Origin of the sequence: Haloarcula sp. DT43 (assembly GCF_037078405.1) — an archaeon.
Lineage (GTDB): Archaea > Halobacteriota > Halobacteria > Halobacteriales > Haloarculaceae > Haloarcula > Haloarcula brevis.
This window is the reverse complement of the sequence record NZ_JAYMGZ010000002.1, coordinates 165437-180160: the sequence shown is the minus strand read 5'-3', so window position 1 is coordinate 180160 and position 14724 is coordinate 165437. Positions and strand designations below refer to the sequence as shown.

The window sequence follows — 14724 nt, the reverse complement described above, 5'->3', positions numbered from 1 at the left end:
TACTCTCACGGGAGCGGAATAGCTCTCACATAACTAAGCGTGCATGAATGTGAATGTCCCACATGACAGGGGCTGATGAAACAGGCCACGCAGCGTCTATCGACCGCCGCCGCCTCCTCGGTGTCATCGGCGGTGGAGCCGCGACCGCGTTGCTCGGAACGGGGGTCGGTGCTGCGAAACCGGGTCACGGGAACGGAAAGAACGGCAACAACGGGAACGGTGGTGACAACGGGAACGGCAACAACGGCGTCGGTCCGTGTACCTGTGACGGCTGCCCCGAAGGGACGTTCTGCGGGAAAATCGAGGGTGCGCCCGAAGCCGGTGAGACCTACACCTTCGGGTCAGACGGGGACAGTTTCAGCGTGACAATCGAGAGCGTGACCGAGAAAGAAGAGGGCGAGGTCACTTGCTTCTCGTTCAGCACCGACGACGTGGTCGAGCAGGTGTGCGTGAAGGGCGGACCGGACACGGCGACGTACGACGACGACCCGGAGGGGGATGAGTTGTGCGCGCCGACGAACCCGGGCGGCCAACAGGCGGCAATCAGCAACGTCTCGTTTTGCGGGAGCGCGCGGGAGTGTTACCAGATAGACCTCGTGGAGGGCGATGCTATCATCGACTTCGGCGAGGAAGGCCCGTACGGCGAGCGGAAGTTCGAGGACTTCAGCGTCTGTGAGGACGGGAGCAACCTCACGGGGCTCGAATCCGACAACGACGGTCAATCGGTGGACGGCTGTACGGTCAGCTGGAAGGGGCTTGGCTTCGACGAGTCCACCAACACTGCGGGTGTCGACGTGACGCTCGAATCAGCCACGTCGGAACCCTGTACGGTCACGCTGGCCGGCTACCTGCTCCCCGATGGCGAGACGAAATTCAACTCCGGGTCGCTCGAAGAGCAGGAGTACCGTAACCACGAGACGGTCAGCCTCAACGAGGGCGAATCGGCGACCCTGGAGATTAGCCTGGACGGGTAGACTCCTCAGCCGGTGACGGCGACGAGGATGACGCCGGTGTTCCATATCGTCACCGCGACGCCCAGCAGCGCGAGCCCGAGCGGGACGCCGGCGGAGTACGGCCAGGAGACGTACTTCCAGACGGCGAAGAAGCCGAGGAACGCGACCACTTTCAGGCCGGTCAGGGCGAGCAGCGCGTGCCGTTCCAGCAGTAGTTTGACGACCGGGCTCAGCTCCGTCACGCCGGTGACGCTGTAGCCGACGACCGTCGTGACGAGGTCGCCGACGCCGAAGAAGGCGACGGCCACTGCCCAGAGGGCGACGACGGCGTTCGACTGGGCGGGGCGTCGGGCGGGCTGTCGCCAGTTCATACCCACGCTACCGCGACACGGTACTTCGTTAGTGGTAGCTTCAGTGACAGGTGGGGGCGGTAAGCTCCGCTTTCGAGCGGTGAAAGCGGCGTTCAGAGCCCGCTGACGAATATCGCGAGCCACTCGCCGAGTTCGCGGCGCTCGCTGACCCGGACCGACTCGACCCACTTCACCCACTGGAAACCCCGTCGGCCGGGGGCGACGAGCCGGAGGGGGTAGCCGTGGCCGTGGGCCAGGCGCTCGCCGTCGACGTGCGTGGCCAGCACGGCGTCGCGGGCCTCCGGGAGCGGGAGGCTCCACCGGTAGCCGGTGACCGACCGAAACTGGACCCACGCCGCCGCGGCGTCGGGGTCGGCGGCGTCGAGCAGGTCGCCGACCCGAACCCCCTGCCACTCGTGGCCGGAGTACCAGCCGCTCGTGCAGTCGAGGACCGCCGACTCGGTCGCCGCCGGCGAGAGTTCGCTGGCAGCGTAGCTGGCCTCGCTTGCGACCCGGCCGGTGACCGACAGCGACCAGTCGGCCGCCGCGACCGGGTCCGGGTCGTCCGCGACCCAGCTGGTGACGGGGAACCGGTTGCCGTCGTCGGTTCCCTCCTCGCGCGAGCCGGTGTAGCGGCGGTCCGCGCCGGCCGAGTCCAGCGCGTCGTTGACCGGGCCCTGGACGCGCCAGAGGAGCGCCCCGGCGGTCACCAGCCCGGCGTACCGGAGGGCGTCCCGGCGGCCGCCGCGGGTCACCTGTGCCGGGGAGTAGAACCGGGCACGGAGATGTACCAGCAACAGCGGCGGGACCAGCAGACCGAGGGCGACGTGGAGGTGAAACAGCCCCCAGGGGCCGAGGTCGAGCGTGCCGCCGAACACCCACCAGACGCCGGTGGCGAGCGCGCCCAGCGCGACCGCGGCCAGGACGACCGAGAGAACGCGGGTGCCGGTCAGCCGCGACGGGGCGACGCGGCGGGCGACCCGGCGGAGCTTCACCGGCAACAGGAGAATCAGGGCCACGCCCGAGAGCGCGTGGAGGTCGATGACCCACGCGCTGCTGGGGGTGCCGGCGAAGATAGTGGCGACACCGGTGGCGAGCAGCGCGGTCACCGCCGCGAACAGCCCCCAGTCGACCGCCCGCGGCGTCGGCGTCACCCGGCGGATAACCATGGTATCTGTTGGCACTGGAGCGGTTTATACTGTCACGTCGCGCGGTCAGTACGACCGCCGCGCGACGGGTTCGCCGTCGGCGTTCCGGACGACGACGGTGTCGCCGCCGTTGTTCCAGACCGCCCCGGTCCGCCCCCAGTACCGGTCGGCGTCGGTGTCGGTCCCGCTTCCGGTGTGGAGCGTGACCGACGCGCCCGGGTCGAGTGTCAGGGCCGCGAACGCGTACCGGTGGCCCGCGGCGTCGCTGACCGTCCAGCCGGAGAGGTCCAGCGCCGCGTCGCCGGCGTTCGTGAGCGTGACGTACTCGTCGTTCAGGTTCTCGTTGTCGTTGCCCGCGGCGTCGGCGTTGATGTCCGTGATTTCGACCGGCCCGCCGTCGGTACCCGTCCGCGTCGCCGCGCCCGGGTCCGTACAGCGCCAGAGCCCGTGCCGGTCGGCACGGGCGGCGTCCTCGGCCGCGTAGAACCGCTCGGCCCGCGTGAACTCGCTGTCGTACACGCGCCCGTGTCCGGTCTCGACGAGTCGGTAGTTGAACAGCGTCCCGTCGAGGACGACGTACGCCAGCAACCGGTCGTAGTAGCCCCGCCGGTCCACGTTCGGGTCGAAGGCGAGCCCGACCGACTCGCCGAGGAGGCGCTGCTTGGCGAACGACGACGCGTTCGTGCCGGCCCCGCGGAGGCACGACGCGCCGGCGGCCGTCGCGGGGACGCCCTCGAACTCCGCGGGGTCGTTCTCGGCGTGGACTTCGGGGGTGTCGACGCCGACGAGCCGGACCGTGTCGCCGGTGCCGTTGCCGTAGGCTATCTGTACGGTGTCGCCGTCGACGACGGCCGTGACGGTCACGGTGACAGCGGCCGCCGGGAGGTCCGCCGACTGGCCGTCGACGGCGGTCCCGGCCGGCTGTGACGGCGGTCCCGCGAGGCCGCTACAGCCGGCGGCGACCGCGAGGGCGATGCCGAGAGCGAACGCGAGCCGGCGCATTGTCCGGCTGTCGGCGGCCGACGACACAAGGGTACCGGTGTCGCCGGGCGGACTTATAGGTCTGCCAGGTCTGGGTTCCGGTACAATGCTCGTCCCGCTGCCAGTCAGGGAAATCATGCGGACACCGGTCAAGACCATCGGCCCCGACGCCCCCGTCATCGAGGCGGCGAAGCGCCTCCGCGACGAGGACATCGGCTCGCTCGTCGTCGAGGCCGACGGCACCTGCGTCGGTATCATCACGGAGAGCGACATCGTCGCGGTCACCGCGGCCGAAGGGGACACGAGGGCGCTATCGGTCGGCGACGTGATGGCCGAAGCGCTGGTGACGATCGGTCCCGACGCGGACATCGAAACCGCCGTCGACCGACTGCGGACGAACAATATCAAGAAACTGCCCGTCGTCGAGGACGGGTCGCTGGTCGGCATCGTCACGACGACCGACCTCTCGGACTACATCCCGCACCTCTCGCGGACGGGCGGGCCGGACGCCGAGCCGTCGCAGCGAAAGCGGTTCACCCGGCCGGACACGCTGTACGAGGACGAGGACTGGACCTTCGAGAGCTACGGGACCGCCGACGGCATCGACGTCGGGGACCACGTCCGGTTCAGCAAGACGATAACGGAGGCCGACGTGGAGGCCTTCGCGGAGGCGAGCGGCGACACGAACCGGCTCCACCTCGACGCGGAGTTCGCCGAGGGAACGCGGTTCGGTCGCCGAATCGTCCACGGGACGCTCGTGTCCGGACTCATCAGCGCCGCCCTGGCGCGCCTGCCCGGGCTGACGATATACCTCTCCCAGGAGCTGAGCTACCAGGGCCCGGTGGACATCGACGAGGAGGTCACGGCCCACTGCGAGGTCGTCGAGCGCATCAGGGAGGACCGCTTCCGCCTGACCACGGCCGTCGACGACGCCGAGGGGAACTGCGTCGTCGAGGGCGACGCCGTCGTCATCTCCGACCCGATTCCGGACACGACCTGAACCGTCGCGCTCGACGGGACTGTTCGACCGGCGCTTCCACGCATCTTTGAATCATGTTACCAAATAACAATTGTTAAGAATCTGCCAACGGATGGACCAGGTATGGACGCTGTCGAACGGCCGACCTTCGAGACGAGCGCGGCGATGGCGGTGTACCAGTACGTCGAGCGCCACGGGACGGCGGCGCGACACCGGGTCCGCGAGGCGGTGGACCTGTCGCCGGAGGTCTTCGAAGAGACGCTGACACACCTCCTGTCGAAGGGGTACCTCGAGGACGACGGCGGGACTCTGACGCTGGCGCTCGACGTCGGCTCCGTCGAGCAACACACCACGGGCGGGCTGACCTACACGATTCGGCCGGCCCGCAACGACGACTTCGAGGGGCTCGTCCAGACGATTCGGAACGTCTCCAGCGGCGGCACCTACGTCGTCGCCGAGAGCATCGCCGAGCAGTTGCTGTACGAGGACGCCGTCACGCGGCACAACACGGTCGAATCGCGGGTGTTCTTCGTCGCCACGGTCGACGGTGCGGTCGTCGGCTGGTGTCACCTCGACATCCCGCAACTGGACAAGCTCCGCGAGACGGCCCAACTCACCGTCGGGGTCAGAGAGGAACACCGGGGCCGGGGCATCGGCAGCCAGCTCATGGAACGCGGGCTGGACTGGGCACGCGCCAACGGCTACCGGAAACTGTACAACAGCGTGCCGGCGATAACGGAGAACGCGATGGTGTTCCTCGAAGAACACGGCTGGCACACCGAGGGCATCCGCCGGAACCACTACACCGTGGACGGCGAGCAGGTCGACGAGGTGATGATGGCCTACTCGTTCGAGTGACTACAGCAGGACGACCAGCGCCAGCGCTATCCAGACGATTTTCAGCCCCGTGTTGACGACGATAACCTTCGAGCCGAACTCCCGGCCCCAGATGCCGTACTGGAAGGGAATCGAGCGCTTGAACGTCGAGACGGCGAAGGAGATGATGCCGCCGACGAGCATCGTCGCCACGGCGGTCCGGGCGGTGAAGGTCCCGTTCCGGATGAGCGGCGCGATGACCGTCGCCCCCGAGGTCGTGTCGAGCGCGTAGGCGGCGATGACGGGGATGGCCGCGCCGGGTAGGCCGAGCAGCCCGGCGAACCCGTCGGCGGCAGCGGTCAGGGACGCGCCGTCGCTGCCAGCCAGCGCTAGCAGTTCGTCGCCGTAGGCCACCAGCAGCGAGACGATGGCGTAGATGGCCGCCAGCCGCGGCAGGATGTCGCGGACCTTCTCGGCCGTCGCATCGACCGCCGACCTGACGGCCGCCCGGCGGGTGGACGGGCGCTCGTCGAACACGTCGGCCGGGTCGTCGGCCGTCCCGCCGTCGGGGGTCGGACCCGCACCGGCTCCCGACCGGCCGACGGTGGCCGGGTCCAGGAGGACCGCGCCGGCAGCGATGCCGGTCAGCGTAATCGCCAGCGCGACGAGCCCGCGGGTGGCGACGTACAGCACCCCGACACGGAGGCCGAGGATGGGGACGAGAATCGGCGCGTAGAACGTGATAATGTGCTGGGCGAACCCGAAGAAGGTGTTGATGGTGACGGCGACGAGCGTCGCGCGGTCGGACAGCACGCCGGACTCCCGGAAGTCGGCGAGCATACCGTAGCCGGCGGTCGTCGAGGCCGTCGTCGTCAGGATGGCGGTCCCGACCTCGTCGGGGAGGTTCGCCGGCGACGTGAGATAGCGGGAGACGACGGCGATCTTCTCGACGAGGCCGAACGCCACGGCCAGTTCCGCGAGGAACACGCCCAGCGAGAGGAAGACGGTGATACGCAGGACGCGGACGGCGACCTCACCGAGGACAGCGACTGCCGGATGTCCGAGGACGGCGGCGACGAGCGACTGCACGGCCCGACGTAGCGGCCTGTCCCGCAAAGGCCCATCGGTAGCGTCAGCCGCCGGGGCCGTACTGCGGTCCCGGCTCACACGAACACGCGGACGGCACCGAACAGCACCACCACGCCGAGCACGTCACAGACGTTCGTGACGACAGGGATGACCACGTCGTCGGGGTCCAGTTCGAAGCGGTAGGCGGCGTAGGTCGTCACCGTCGTCACGGCGACGGCCAGGACCGCCAGCAGGCTCCCGCTGACGAGCGCGACGAGGACGACCGTCCGGAGCGGGAGCGCGGCCCCGCCGATGGCGGTCTGGAGGAGCCACGCGCCGACACCGACGAGCGGGAACAGCGTCACCGCGAGCGCGACGGTGGCGACGGCGTTGCCGGCCAGCCGGTCGTCGGTCGCCGAAAAGGACAGCACCCCGAGGTGAAAGGCCGTCGAGAGCCGCGCGGCGAGGATGCTGCCGAGGTTCCCCGCCATCCCGATTGTCACCGGGACGAGCACGAGCAGCGAGGGGTACTGCAGCAGCGTCCCCTCGAAGGTATCGAGCACGAGGCCGCTCCCGAGTTCGATGGCGGTGAGCACGACCAGGATGGGAAACATCGTCCTGACGATGCCGGAGACGGACCACTGGGAGGCGAACTCCGTCACTCAGCCACCCCCCAGCGCGAGGACGAGGCGGGTCGCGCCCAGCAGCGTCGCGACGCCGACCACGTCGCCCGTCGTCGTCACGACCGGGCCGGCGAGCGTGTCGGGATTGAGTCCGCGCCGGTAGCCGACGAACACGACCGACACGACAGCGAGGGTCAGCAGCAGGCCGGAGACGAGGCCGGCGACGAGCGCGATGGCGACGAGCGTCCCGAGCGAGGCCGACGGGCGACCGACCAGCGCGAGCAGGGCGACGGCCAGCACCGCGGCGACGCCGCTTATGAGCACGCCGTTTGCCAGCGCCGCGGCGACGGCGGCGTTGATGCGGTCGTCGTCGAAGGAGAAGGTCGGGTCGATGAGCCCCTGGTGGAGCGCCGACCCCAGGCGCGCGCCCAGCGAGCCGTAGACGTTCCCCCGAGTGGCAAGCAGCGCCGGGACGAGCACGAGCAGGCCGGCGACGTCCTGCAGCTCCGCGTCCATGCCGCCGAGGACGACGCCCGCGAAGAGGCCACCGACCGCACTGAGCGCCAGCACCGGGAGCGACTCCCGGTAGGCTTCGAGTGCCACCTCGCGGACAGTCATTGCAGGGCGAACAACGGCGAGCGAAAAAAGCCCCCCGATACTCTCAGCCGTCGGTCGACAGCGCTCTGTCGCGCCACGGCGGCGGCCCCACCGTCGTGTTCCCGACCGCATCGAAGGCGACAGTCCTGGTCACGGTGACCGGTGCGCCCGCCGCCGTCGTCGCGTACTCGGTCCGGGACTCGCGGACGAGTCCGGCCGGGGTGACGCGGGCGACGAGCGTCGCGTTCTCCCGGCCCGCCCACGCGGTCGTGTTCTCCCGGAGTCGGTCGCCCCTGACGACGTAGATCGTCTCGCCGGACTGCTGGGACCGCGAGGTCCGCGTGTGGAACGGCGCGACGGTCCGGGCCACGTCCGCGGCGGGACGGCCGTTCAGCGCCGCGGTGTGGACCCAGTACTGCCACGTCCCGGCGTAGCTGTCCGGCGGGTCGTACTCGTTGTAGACGGTGCGGTTGTCCCGCGAGAGCCGGCGGAGGTACGTGTCGCCGTCGGACCAGAACGACGCGGTCGCCGGCGGCCGGCCGAGGAGCACCGGGGCCGCGTCCCCGCGGACGGAGATGGTCGCCAGGTGCGTCCGGTTCGAATCCAGCGCGACGCGGACCCGGAGCGACGACCGCAACGACCCGTTTGCGTACCTGACGGTCCGGGCCGTCGTCAGCGTGTACCCGGTCCCGTTGAGGCGGGCGGCGTGGGCGGCCCCGAGCAGCGACGGACTGGTGACGCCCGTCGGCCCGATGCCGGGCGGATACGTGCTGGCCGACCCGGTGGGCACCGGCGCGGGGGTCACCGCCGACGACGACGACCCGTCACCGCCGAGCCCGAACCCCCCACAGCCGGCGGTGACGACGACGGCGACGACGAGCAGCGCCTGCCGGAGTTTCCACGCCATGGTATAACAAACCATTCAGGTCGAAATAAGTCTACGGACCGCCGTTCTGCCGTGACATGTCGGGGAGTAGATGTGAAATCGCTGGTTAACTTACCGAAACTATTATGATGGATTCAGACACCGTATGGAACATGCCAACTAATGGCAGTACGGTCAACCGACGACAGTTGCTGAAGAGTACGGGCGTCGCAGGTGTGGCAGGACTGACGGGACTGGCCGGTTGCTCCGGTGGCGACGGTGGTGACGGCGGCGGTGACGGCGGCGACGGTGGCGGTGACGGAGGTGGCGACGGTGGCGACGACTACCCCGCGCTCGGGAACTTTCCGGTCGAGGGCGACACGGTCACGTTCGGGTTCAACGTCCCGCAATCGGGCCCGTACTCCTCGGAGGGGCAAGACGAGCTCCGGGCTTACGAACTGGCCCAGCAGCACCTCAACAACGGGGGTGGCTGGGTGGACAGCTTCGAGGACCTCAGCGGCGACGGCGTCCTCGGCTACACAGTTGAGTCGGTAAACGGCGACACGGCGACAGACGCCGACACCGCCCGACAGTCCGCCTCACGGATGATAAACCGCGACAACGTGGTGATGATTTCGGGCGGCTCCTCCAGTGCTGTGGCCATCGCCGTCCAGGGCCTCTGTCAGACGGAGCGGGTCATGTTCATGGCCTGTCTGACCCACTCCAACGACACGACCGGAAAGGACTGCGCCCGGTACGGGTTCCGGGAGATGTTCAACGCCTACATGACCGGGCAGGCGCTGGCCCCGGTGCTCGAAAGCGAGTACGGCTCGGACAACTCCTTCTACCAGCTGTACGCCGACTACTCCTGGGGTCAGACCCAGCAGGAGTCGATGAATCAATTCCTCTCCGATATCGGGTGGTCGCAGGTCGAGAGCGTCCCGACGCCGCTGGGTACCTCCGACTTCTCCTCGTACCTCTCAGAGGCCGCGAACTCGGGGGCCGACGTGCTGGTGCTGAACCACTACGGGCTGGACGGCGCGAACTCAGTCTCCCAGGCCGTCGACGCGGGCATCGACGAGGACATGGAAATCGTCGTTCCGCTGTACAACCGGCCGATGGCCCAGGCCGCCGGCGGTGCCATCGAGGGAATCTTCGGGACGATTGCCTGGGACTCCCAGATAGACAACGAGCCCTCGAACGCCTTCACGCAGGCGTTCCAGGACGAGTACGACCGCGTCCCCTCCGGACCGGCCCAGCTCGCCTACGCCCAGACGCTCCAGTACGCGGCCGCCGCCGAGCGGGCGGGGACGTTCTACCCGCCGGAGGTCATCCGCGAACTGGAAGACTACGAATACAGCAACATCGGCATGGGCGAGGAGACGATGCGCGGCTGCGACCACCAGGCCCAGCGGGCGATTCCGGTCGCCCGGGGACTCCCGGAGAGCGAACAGGGTGGCGGGAACTTCATCGAAATCGTCGAAATCACGTCCCGAGACGACGTCGGCTACGGCTGTGACTCCGGCCCGGCCGCGGAGTGCGAACTCGGTGAGTACGGGGACGAATAGCGGCCGCAGTTCGGGGAGGGTGCCGTACCCCTCATGATTTATAGTGCATGAGTTCGCCTTACGTGATACACCAGAAATACATGATTAGAAATTCAGAATTCGTACGAGAAGAGTGCGGTGGGGGGCGTTCGACGTGACGCTGCTCGCGGATATCCTCACCATCCTACTGAACGGGTTGCAGCAGGGTGCTATCTACGTCCTGCTCGCGGTCGGACTGTCGATTATCCTCGGGACGCTGAAGTTCGTCAACTTCGCCCACGGGGCGCTGTACCTCGTCGGCGCGTATCTGGGACTGTTCATCACGGGACAGGTCCCGCTGAACAACGGGCAGCTGGCGGAGTGGGGCATCCAGTCCTACGGCATCGGACTCGGGTTTATCGCCGCGCTGGTAATCGTGCCTATCGTGGTGTTCATCGTCGGGCTCCTGATGGAGCGGTTCGTCGCGCAGGCGTTCTACGAGCGCCCCGACACCGACCAGATTCTCGTGACCTTCGGGCTCGCCATCATCGTCCAGGAGACGCTCCGGGCGCTGCTGGGCGGGAGCAGCCAGCCGTTCCCACAGCCCTCGTGGGCGTCCGGTCCCATCGCGTTGCCCGTGGTCGGGAACTTCCCGCGCTGGCGGCTCGGCGTCATCGCCATCACGGCGGTCCTGGTCCTCGGCGTGTACGCCCTCGTCGAGTACACCGACTTCGGGCTCATCGTCCAGGCCGGGACCCTCGACGGCGAGATGGTCCGGCTCCTGGGAATCCGGCTGAGCCGGCCGTACCTCGTCGTCTTCGGCATCGGTGCCGCCCTCGCCGGCGTGGCCGGCGTCGTCGGCGGCCCGCTCGCTAACGTCAATCCCAACATCGGGACCGAACAGCTGGTCCCGGCGTTCCTGACCGTCGTCATCGGCGGCGTCGGGAAGATAGAGGGGGCCGTCGTGGCCGGGCTGATGCTGGGGACCTTACAGGTGCTTCTCATCCAGACCGGCTACGCCGCCTGGAGCCAGGTCGGCATCTACGCGCTCGCGGCGCTGGTCCTGCTGGTGCGTCCGCAGGGTCTGCTGGGCTCGGAGGTGGAGGTCTCGTGAGCGACGAACCGCGCGACGCGACCGCCACGGCGGCGGCCGACGCGGACGCGGAGGTCTCCGGCGGCTTCGCCGACCGGTGGGCCAACTTCCGCGACCGGGAGATATCGACGGTCCTGCTCACGGTGGTGGGCGTGGCCGTCTTCCCGTTCCTGTTCAACAACTTCCTCGACGGCTACACGCAGCTGGCGACGCTGATGCTCATCTACGGCATCTTCGCCGTCGGGTTCGACATCCTGCTGGGGTACACCGGCCTGCTGTCGTTCGGTCACGCCGTCTTCTTCGGCGGCGCGGCCTACGCCGCCGGCATCTTCAGCGCGAGCGTCAGTAGCTCGCCGCTGCTGGTGTTGCTCGCCGGCACGGCGTTTGCGGTGTTGCTGGCGTGGATAGTCGGGTTCCTGTCGCTGCGCCGCGGCGGAATCTACTTCGCCATCCTGACGCTGACGTTCGGCCAGATGTCGTTCTATCTGGCGGCGTCGCCGCTTGCCTTCCTCACGAACGGGGAGAACGGCTTCACCTCCGTCGACATCGGCAGCCTGCTGGGCGTCATCGACATCCACGGCGGCGTGCCGTTCCCGCTGTCGATGCTGGTCGACAACATGCTGTACGTGTTCGTCGCCGCCATGACTGTGCTGTCGGTGGCGATGGCCAACCGCATCCTCCACTCGCCGTACGGGACTGTGTTCCGCGCGATTCGGGAGAACGAGCGGCGGGCGGAGTTCGTCGGCCTCGACGTCTGGCGGTACAAGCTGATGGCGTTTATCATCTCCGCGGCCTTCGCCGGCATCGCCGGCAGCCTGTTCGCCATCGAGGGGAACTACGTCCCCCTGGAGTCGCTGTACTGGACCGAGTCCGGGCGCATCGTCATCATGACCGTGCTCGGCGGCGTCGGGTCGCTGTTCGGCCCGCTGTTCGGTGCCGGGCTGTACCTGTACATCGAGAACATCGTCAGCGGGTTCCCGACGCTGGGGCCCTTCTGGCACCTCATCCTCGGCGTCGTGTTCGTCGTCGCCGTCGTCCTCTTCCCCGACGGTATCTGGGGCGGCATCGACTACGTCCGCAGGATGGTCGTCGGTGGTGAGGACGAATGACGGTCCTCGAAACACAGCAGCTCACGAAGCAGTTCGGCGGCCTCACGGCCGTCGACGAGGTCGACCTGGAGATAGAGCAGGGCGAGGGCGTGAGCCTCATCGGCCCCAACGGTGCGGGGAAATCGACGTTCATCAACCTCGTCACCAGGCGGCTCGAACCGAGCTACGGCGAGATAGCGTTCCAGGGGAACTCCATCCTCGGGATGGACCCACACGAGGTCGTCCAACGGGGGATGAGCAAGTCCTTCCAGACGGCCTCTATCTTCCCGGAGCTGACCGTCAAGGAGAACGCCACCATCGCCGCGCTGGCCGCCGAACACGGCTCGTTCCGGTTCAACTTCTTCCGGCACGAGAACAGCTACCCGGCCGTCGAGGAGCTGGCCAACGAGGTGCTCGAATCGGTCGGGCTGTACGACGAGCGGGAGAACCAGGCCGACAGCCTCGACTACGGGAACAAGCGACGGCTCGAACTCGGCATCGCGCTGGCCGCCGAGCCGGACATGCTCCTGATGGACGAGCCGACCGCCGGGATGTCCCCCGACGAGACCAAGTCGACGGTCGAACTCATCAAGCGGGTCAAGCAGGAACTGGACCTGACCTTCCTGCTGGTCGAACACGACATGGAAATCGTCTTCGACATCTCCGACCGCATCGTCGTCCTCAACCGCGGATCGGTCATCGCAAAGGGGACCCCCGACGAAGTGCAGGACGACCCCGCCGTGCAGGAAGCGTACCTCGGAGGTGTCGAGGAATGACGCTGCTCGACGTGGATAACATCAACGGCTACTACGGCGAGAGCCACATCATCCAGGACGTGTCGATGAGCGTCGACGACGGCGAAATCACCGCCCTGCTGGGCCGCAACGGGGCGGGGAAGACGTCGACGCTCCGGTGTATCTCCGGCGCGACGCCGCCGGACGTCCGGAGCGGCACGATTCAGTTCGCCGGGACCGACATCACCAACGACCCGCCGGAGGACATCGCCGTCCGCGGTATCTCGCTGGTGCCGGAGGAACGGCGCGTGTTCACTGACCTCACGGTCGCGGAGAATCTGCACCTCGCGGAGACGGTCCGGAACAAGTCGAACACCTGGGGGCGGAACCTCGACTTCCGCGACGAGGGGATGTCGACCGAGGAAATCTACGAGTACTTCCCCCGACTGGACGAGCGCCGGTCACAGAAGGCCGGGACGCTCTCGGGCGGCGAACAGCAGATGCTCGCCATCGCCCGCGCGCTCCACCAGAGCACCGACCTGCTGATGCTCGACGAGCCGTACGAGGGGCTGGCTCCGCAAATCATCCAGTCCGTCGAGAACGCAATCAAGCGCATCAGCAAGGACGGCACGACGATACTGCTGGTCGAGCAAAACGCCGTCGCGGCGATGAAGATAGCCGACCGGTGTTACGTGCTGGACCGCGGCCAGGTGGTCTTCGAGGGGCCCGCCGAGGAACTGCAAAACGACCAGGAGACCCGCGACAAGTATCTAGGTGTCTGAATGGCGGACGCACAATCCCCCGAGGCGCTGCTCGACGCACTGGAGTCGGAGGACGTCGTCGCCATCGACGCGGAGACGGACGAAGTCAGCACGACGGCGGCGTTCGAGGCCGACCGCGAGGTGTATTACGACACGTACGTCACGATGGCCGACGCGGAGTTCCACGAGTCCGTCGCCGACGTGTTCGGCCTCGATTCGGCGACCGAAGCCGCCGAGCGGGTCGCCGAACTGGACGTGTCCCGCGAGGAGTTCGCCACGTTCCTGGCCCTGCGGTCGGCCGTCGACGGGGACTACACCACCGTGGAATTGACGACGATGGCACAGATGGCGACCGAACTCGGCCCGGAGACGCCGGTGCCGGACGGGGTCGAACACCTGGGCGACGACAGCTACGAGGCCTTCGTCGACGCCCACGACCGGTGTGTCGTCACCGTCTGGAAACTGTTCTGTGACCCCTGCGAAGCGATGAAGGGCGAGCTGGACGAGGTCCTGGCCGCGTTCCCCGAGGGCGTTCCGGTCGGCGGCATCGCCGGCGAGCAGTCACCCGAGTTCTGCCGCTCGGTCGGCGTCAACGCGGCCCCCGCCGTCGTGCTGTTCGAGGACGGCGAGCCCGTCGAGCGAATCACCGGCCGGACGGACCCGGAGCCGCTCGCCGAACGGGTCGCAGAAGTGTACGGGGTCTGACTGCGGCTCAGTCTTCTTCGCCGCTACAGACGAGCACGGAACGGTCCGTGCCCAGAATCACGCTCTGTGTGACGCTACCGAACAGCACCTTGCCCGTCGGCGTCCGCTTGCGCCCGGCGACGACGACCATGTCGGCGTCCTGCTCGTCGGCCAGTCGGAGGATGGCGTCGGCGGGTTCGCCGCTCGACTCCTCCAGTGTCACCTCGACGCCGGCGTCTTCGAGAACTTCCCGTGCCCGGCGCACGGAGGACACCTGGTCGACCGACGCGCCCTCGGGGTTCTCCTCGAAGTCGTGCAGCAGTGTGACCCGGACCTGGCTGGCGTCCATCGGTATCTCGGTTATCGCTTCCGCGATGGCGGTCCCACGAGCCTCACTCTTGTCTATCCCAGCGACAATTTCGTACATGCTCGCTTCGTCCGTACGACGGGCCAACCCT

At 68.0% G+C, this 14724-nt stretch carries 17 protein-coding genes; 9 read left to right on the top strand and 8 right to left on the bottom strand.

Annotation, left to right across the window (positions count from 1 at the left end):
• The first annotated feature begins 62 nt into the window (after positions 1–62).
• The gene (locus VI123_RS08180; protein ID WP_336337567.1) at positions 63–974 is read left to right on the top strand and encodes a hypothetical protein; all 912 of its coding nucleotides are present in this window, start codon (positions 63–65) and stop codon (positions 972–974) included.
• 5 nt (positions 975–979) lie between these two features.
• On the opposite strand, the gene VI123_RS08175 is transcribed toward VI123_RS08180, so the two are convergent.
• The 3 genes from VI123_RS08175 to VI123_RS08165 all read right to left on the bottom strand — a co-directional run bounded on the left by VI123_RS08175 (position 980) and on the right by VI123_RS08165 (position 3453).
• On the bottom strand, positions 980–1324 hold the full coding sequence (locus tag VI123_RS08175; protein ID WP_336337566.1) for a hypothetical protein: 345 nt from the start codon (positions 1322–1324) through the stop codon (positions 980–982).
• A gap of 92 nt (positions 1325–1416) precedes the next feature.
• On the bottom strand, positions 1417–2472 hold the full coding sequence (locus VI123_RS08170) for a molybdopterin-dependent oxidoreductase (RefSeq protein WP_336337565.1): 1056 nt from the start codon (positions 2470–2472) through the stop codon (positions 1417–1419).
• 45 nt (positions 2473–2517) lie between these two features.
• Positions 2518–3453 (bottom strand): lamin tail domain-containing protein, encoded by a 936-nt coding sequence (locus VI123_RS08165; protein WP_336337564.1) that lies wholly within the window; start codon positions 3451–3453, stop codon positions 2518–2520.
• A gap of 85 nt (positions 3454–3538) precedes the next feature.
• Here VI123_RS08165 and VI123_RS08160 point away from each other — a divergent pair, with 85 nt between their 5' ends.
• Both VI123_RS08160 and VI123_RS08155 read left to right on the top strand, forming a co-directional pair.
• Positions 3539–4432, top strand: a complete 894-nt coding sequence (locus tag VI123_RS08160; RefSeq protein ID WP_336337563.1) for a CBS domain-containing protein — start codon at positions 3539–3541, stop codon at positions 4430–4432.
• 102 nt (positions 4433–4534) lie between these two features.
• Positions 4535–5269, top strand: a complete 735-nt coding sequence (locus tag VI123_RS08155) for a GNAT family N-acetyltransferase (protein WP_336337562.1) — start codon at positions 4535–4537, stop codon at positions 5267–5269.
• Here VI123_RS08155 and VI123_RS08150 read toward each other — a convergent pair whose 3' ends face one another.
• The 4 genes from VI123_RS08150 to VI123_RS08135 form a co-directional block, all read right to left on the bottom strand.
• Positions 5270–6316, bottom strand: coding sequence for a nucleoside recognition protein (locus VI123_RS08150; RefSeq protein ID WP_336337561.1), 1047 nt, complete (start codon positions 6314–6316; stop codon positions 5270–5272). It abuts the gene before it with no gap.
• A 74-nt stretch (positions 6317–6390) separates the two neighbouring features.
• Positions 6391–6957 (bottom strand): magnesium transporter, encoded by a 567-nt coding sequence (locus VI123_RS08145; RefSeq protein ID WP_336337560.1) that lies wholly within the window; start codon positions 6955–6957, stop codon positions 6391–6393.
• On the bottom strand, positions 6958–7536 hold the full coding sequence (locus tag VI123_RS08140) for a magnesium transporter (RefSeq protein ID WP_336337559.1): 579 nt from the start codon (positions 7534–7536) through the stop codon (positions 6958–6960). It abuts the gene before it with no gap.
• A 43-nt stretch (positions 7537–7579) separates the two neighbouring features.
• Complete coding sequence (locus VI123_RS08135) at positions 7580–8422, bottom strand: hypothetical protein (protein ID WP_336337558.1); 843 nt, start codon at positions 8420–8422, stop codon at positions 7580–7582.
• Positions 8423–8553: 131 nt separating this feature from the next.
• On the opposite strand from VI123_RS08135, the gene VI123_RS08130 reads away from it, so the two are divergent.
• From VI123_RS08130 to VI123_RS08105, 6 genes are all read left to right on the top strand, one after another.
• The gene (locus VI123_RS08130; protein WP_336337557.1) at positions 8554–9948 is read left to right on the top strand and encodes a substrate-binding protein; all 1395 of its coding nucleotides are present in this window, start codon (positions 8554–8556) and stop codon (positions 9946–9948) included.
• Positions 9949–10081: 133 nt separating this feature from the next.
• Positions 10082–11020 (top strand): branched-chain amino acid ABC transporter permease, encoded by a 939-nt coding sequence (locus VI123_RS08125; protein WP_407066997.1) that lies wholly within the window; start codon positions 10082–10084, stop codon positions 11018–11020.
• On the top strand, positions 11017–12108 hold the full coding sequence (locus VI123_RS08120) for a branched-chain amino acid ABC transporter permease (RefSeq protein WP_336337555.1): 1092 nt from the start codon (positions 11017–11019) through the stop codon (positions 12106–12108). The genes VI123_RS08125 and VI123_RS08120 overlap by 4 nt, the downstream gene beginning before the upstream one ends.
• Entirely contained in the window at positions 12105–12863 is a 759-nt protein-coding gene (locus VI123_RS08115) for an ABC transporter ATP-binding protein (RefSeq protein WP_336337554.1), read from the top strand. Before VI123_RS08120 ends, VI123_RS08115 begins: the two co-directional genes overlap by 4 nt.
• On the top strand, positions 12860–13603 hold the full coding sequence (locus VI123_RS08110; RefSeq protein ID WP_336337553.1) for an ABC transporter ATP-binding protein: 744 nt from the start codon (positions 12860–12862) through the stop codon (positions 13601–13603). The genes VI123_RS08115 and VI123_RS08110 overlap by 4 nt, the downstream gene beginning before the upstream one ends.
• Entirely contained in the window at positions 13604–14287 is a 684-nt protein-coding gene (locus tag VI123_RS08105; RefSeq protein ID WP_336337552.1) for a thioredoxin family protein, read from the top strand.
• Between the two features lie 7 nt (positions 14288–14294).
• Here VI123_RS08105 and VI123_RS08100 read toward each other — a convergent pair whose 3' ends face one another.
• Positions 14295–14693 (bottom strand): universal stress protein, encoded by a 399-nt coding sequence (locus tag VI123_RS08100; protein ID WP_336337551.1) that lies wholly within the window; start codon positions 14691–14693, stop codon positions 14295–14297.
• Positions 14694–14724: the final 31 nt, after the last annotated feature.

What these genes read in the sequence shown, in the direction of transcription:
- VI123_RS08180 (WP_336337567.1), top strand. Translation starts at nt 63, where the DNA reads ATGACAGGGGCTGATGAAACAGGCCACGCAGCGTCTATCGACCGCCGC.
- VI123_RS08175 (WP_336337566.1), bottom strand. Translation starts at nt 1,324, where the DNA reads ATGAACTGGCGACAGCCCGCCCGACGCCCCGCCCAGTCGAACGCCGTC.
- VI123_RS08170 (WP_336337565.1), bottom strand. Translation starts at nt 2,472, where the DNA reads ATGGTTATCCGCCGGGTGACGCCGACGCCGCGGGCGGTCGACTGGGGG.
- VI123_RS08165 (WP_336337564.1), bottom strand. Translation starts at nt 3,453, where the DNA reads ATGCGCCGGCTCGCGTTCGCTCTCGGCATCGCCCTCGCGGTCGCCGCC.
- VI123_RS08160 (WP_336337563.1), top strand. Translation starts at nt 3,539, where the DNA reads ATGCTCGTCCCGCTGCCAGTCAGGGAAATCATGCGGACACCGGTCAAG.
- VI123_RS08155 (WP_336337562.1), top strand. Translation starts at nt 4,535, where the DNA reads ATGGACGCTGTCGAACGGCCGACCTTCGAGACGAGCGCGGCGATGGCG.
- VI123_RS08140 (WP_336337559.1), bottom strand. Translation starts at nt 7,536, where the DNA reads ATGACTGTCCGCGAGGTGGCACTCGAAGCCTACCGGGAGTCGCTCCCG.
- VI123_RS08135 (WP_336337558.1), bottom strand. Translation starts at nt 8,422, where the DNA reads ATGGCGTGGAAACTCCGGCAGGCGCTGCTCGTCGTCGCCGTCGTCGTC.
- VI123_RS08130 (WP_336337557.1), top strand. Translation starts at nt 8,554, where the DNA reads ATGCCAACTAATGGCAGTACGGTCAACCGACGACAGTTGCTGAAGAGT.
- VI123_RS08115 (WP_336337554.1), top strand. Translation starts at nt 12,105, where the DNA reads ATGACGGTCCTCGAAACACAGCAGCTCACGAAGCAGTTCGGCGGCCTC.
- VI123_RS08110 (WP_336337553.1), top strand. Translation starts at nt 12,860, where the DNA reads ATGACGCTGCTCGACGTGGATAACATCAACGGCTACTACGGCGAGAGC.
- VI123_RS08105 (WP_336337552.1), top strand. Translation starts at nt 13,604, where the DNA reads ATGGCGGACGCACAATCCCCCGAGGCGCTGCTCGACGCACTGGAGTCG.
- VI123_RS08100 (WP_336337551.1), bottom strand. Translation starts at nt 14,693, where the DNA reads ATGTACGAAATTGTCGCTGGGATAGACAAGAGTGAGGCTCGTGGGACC.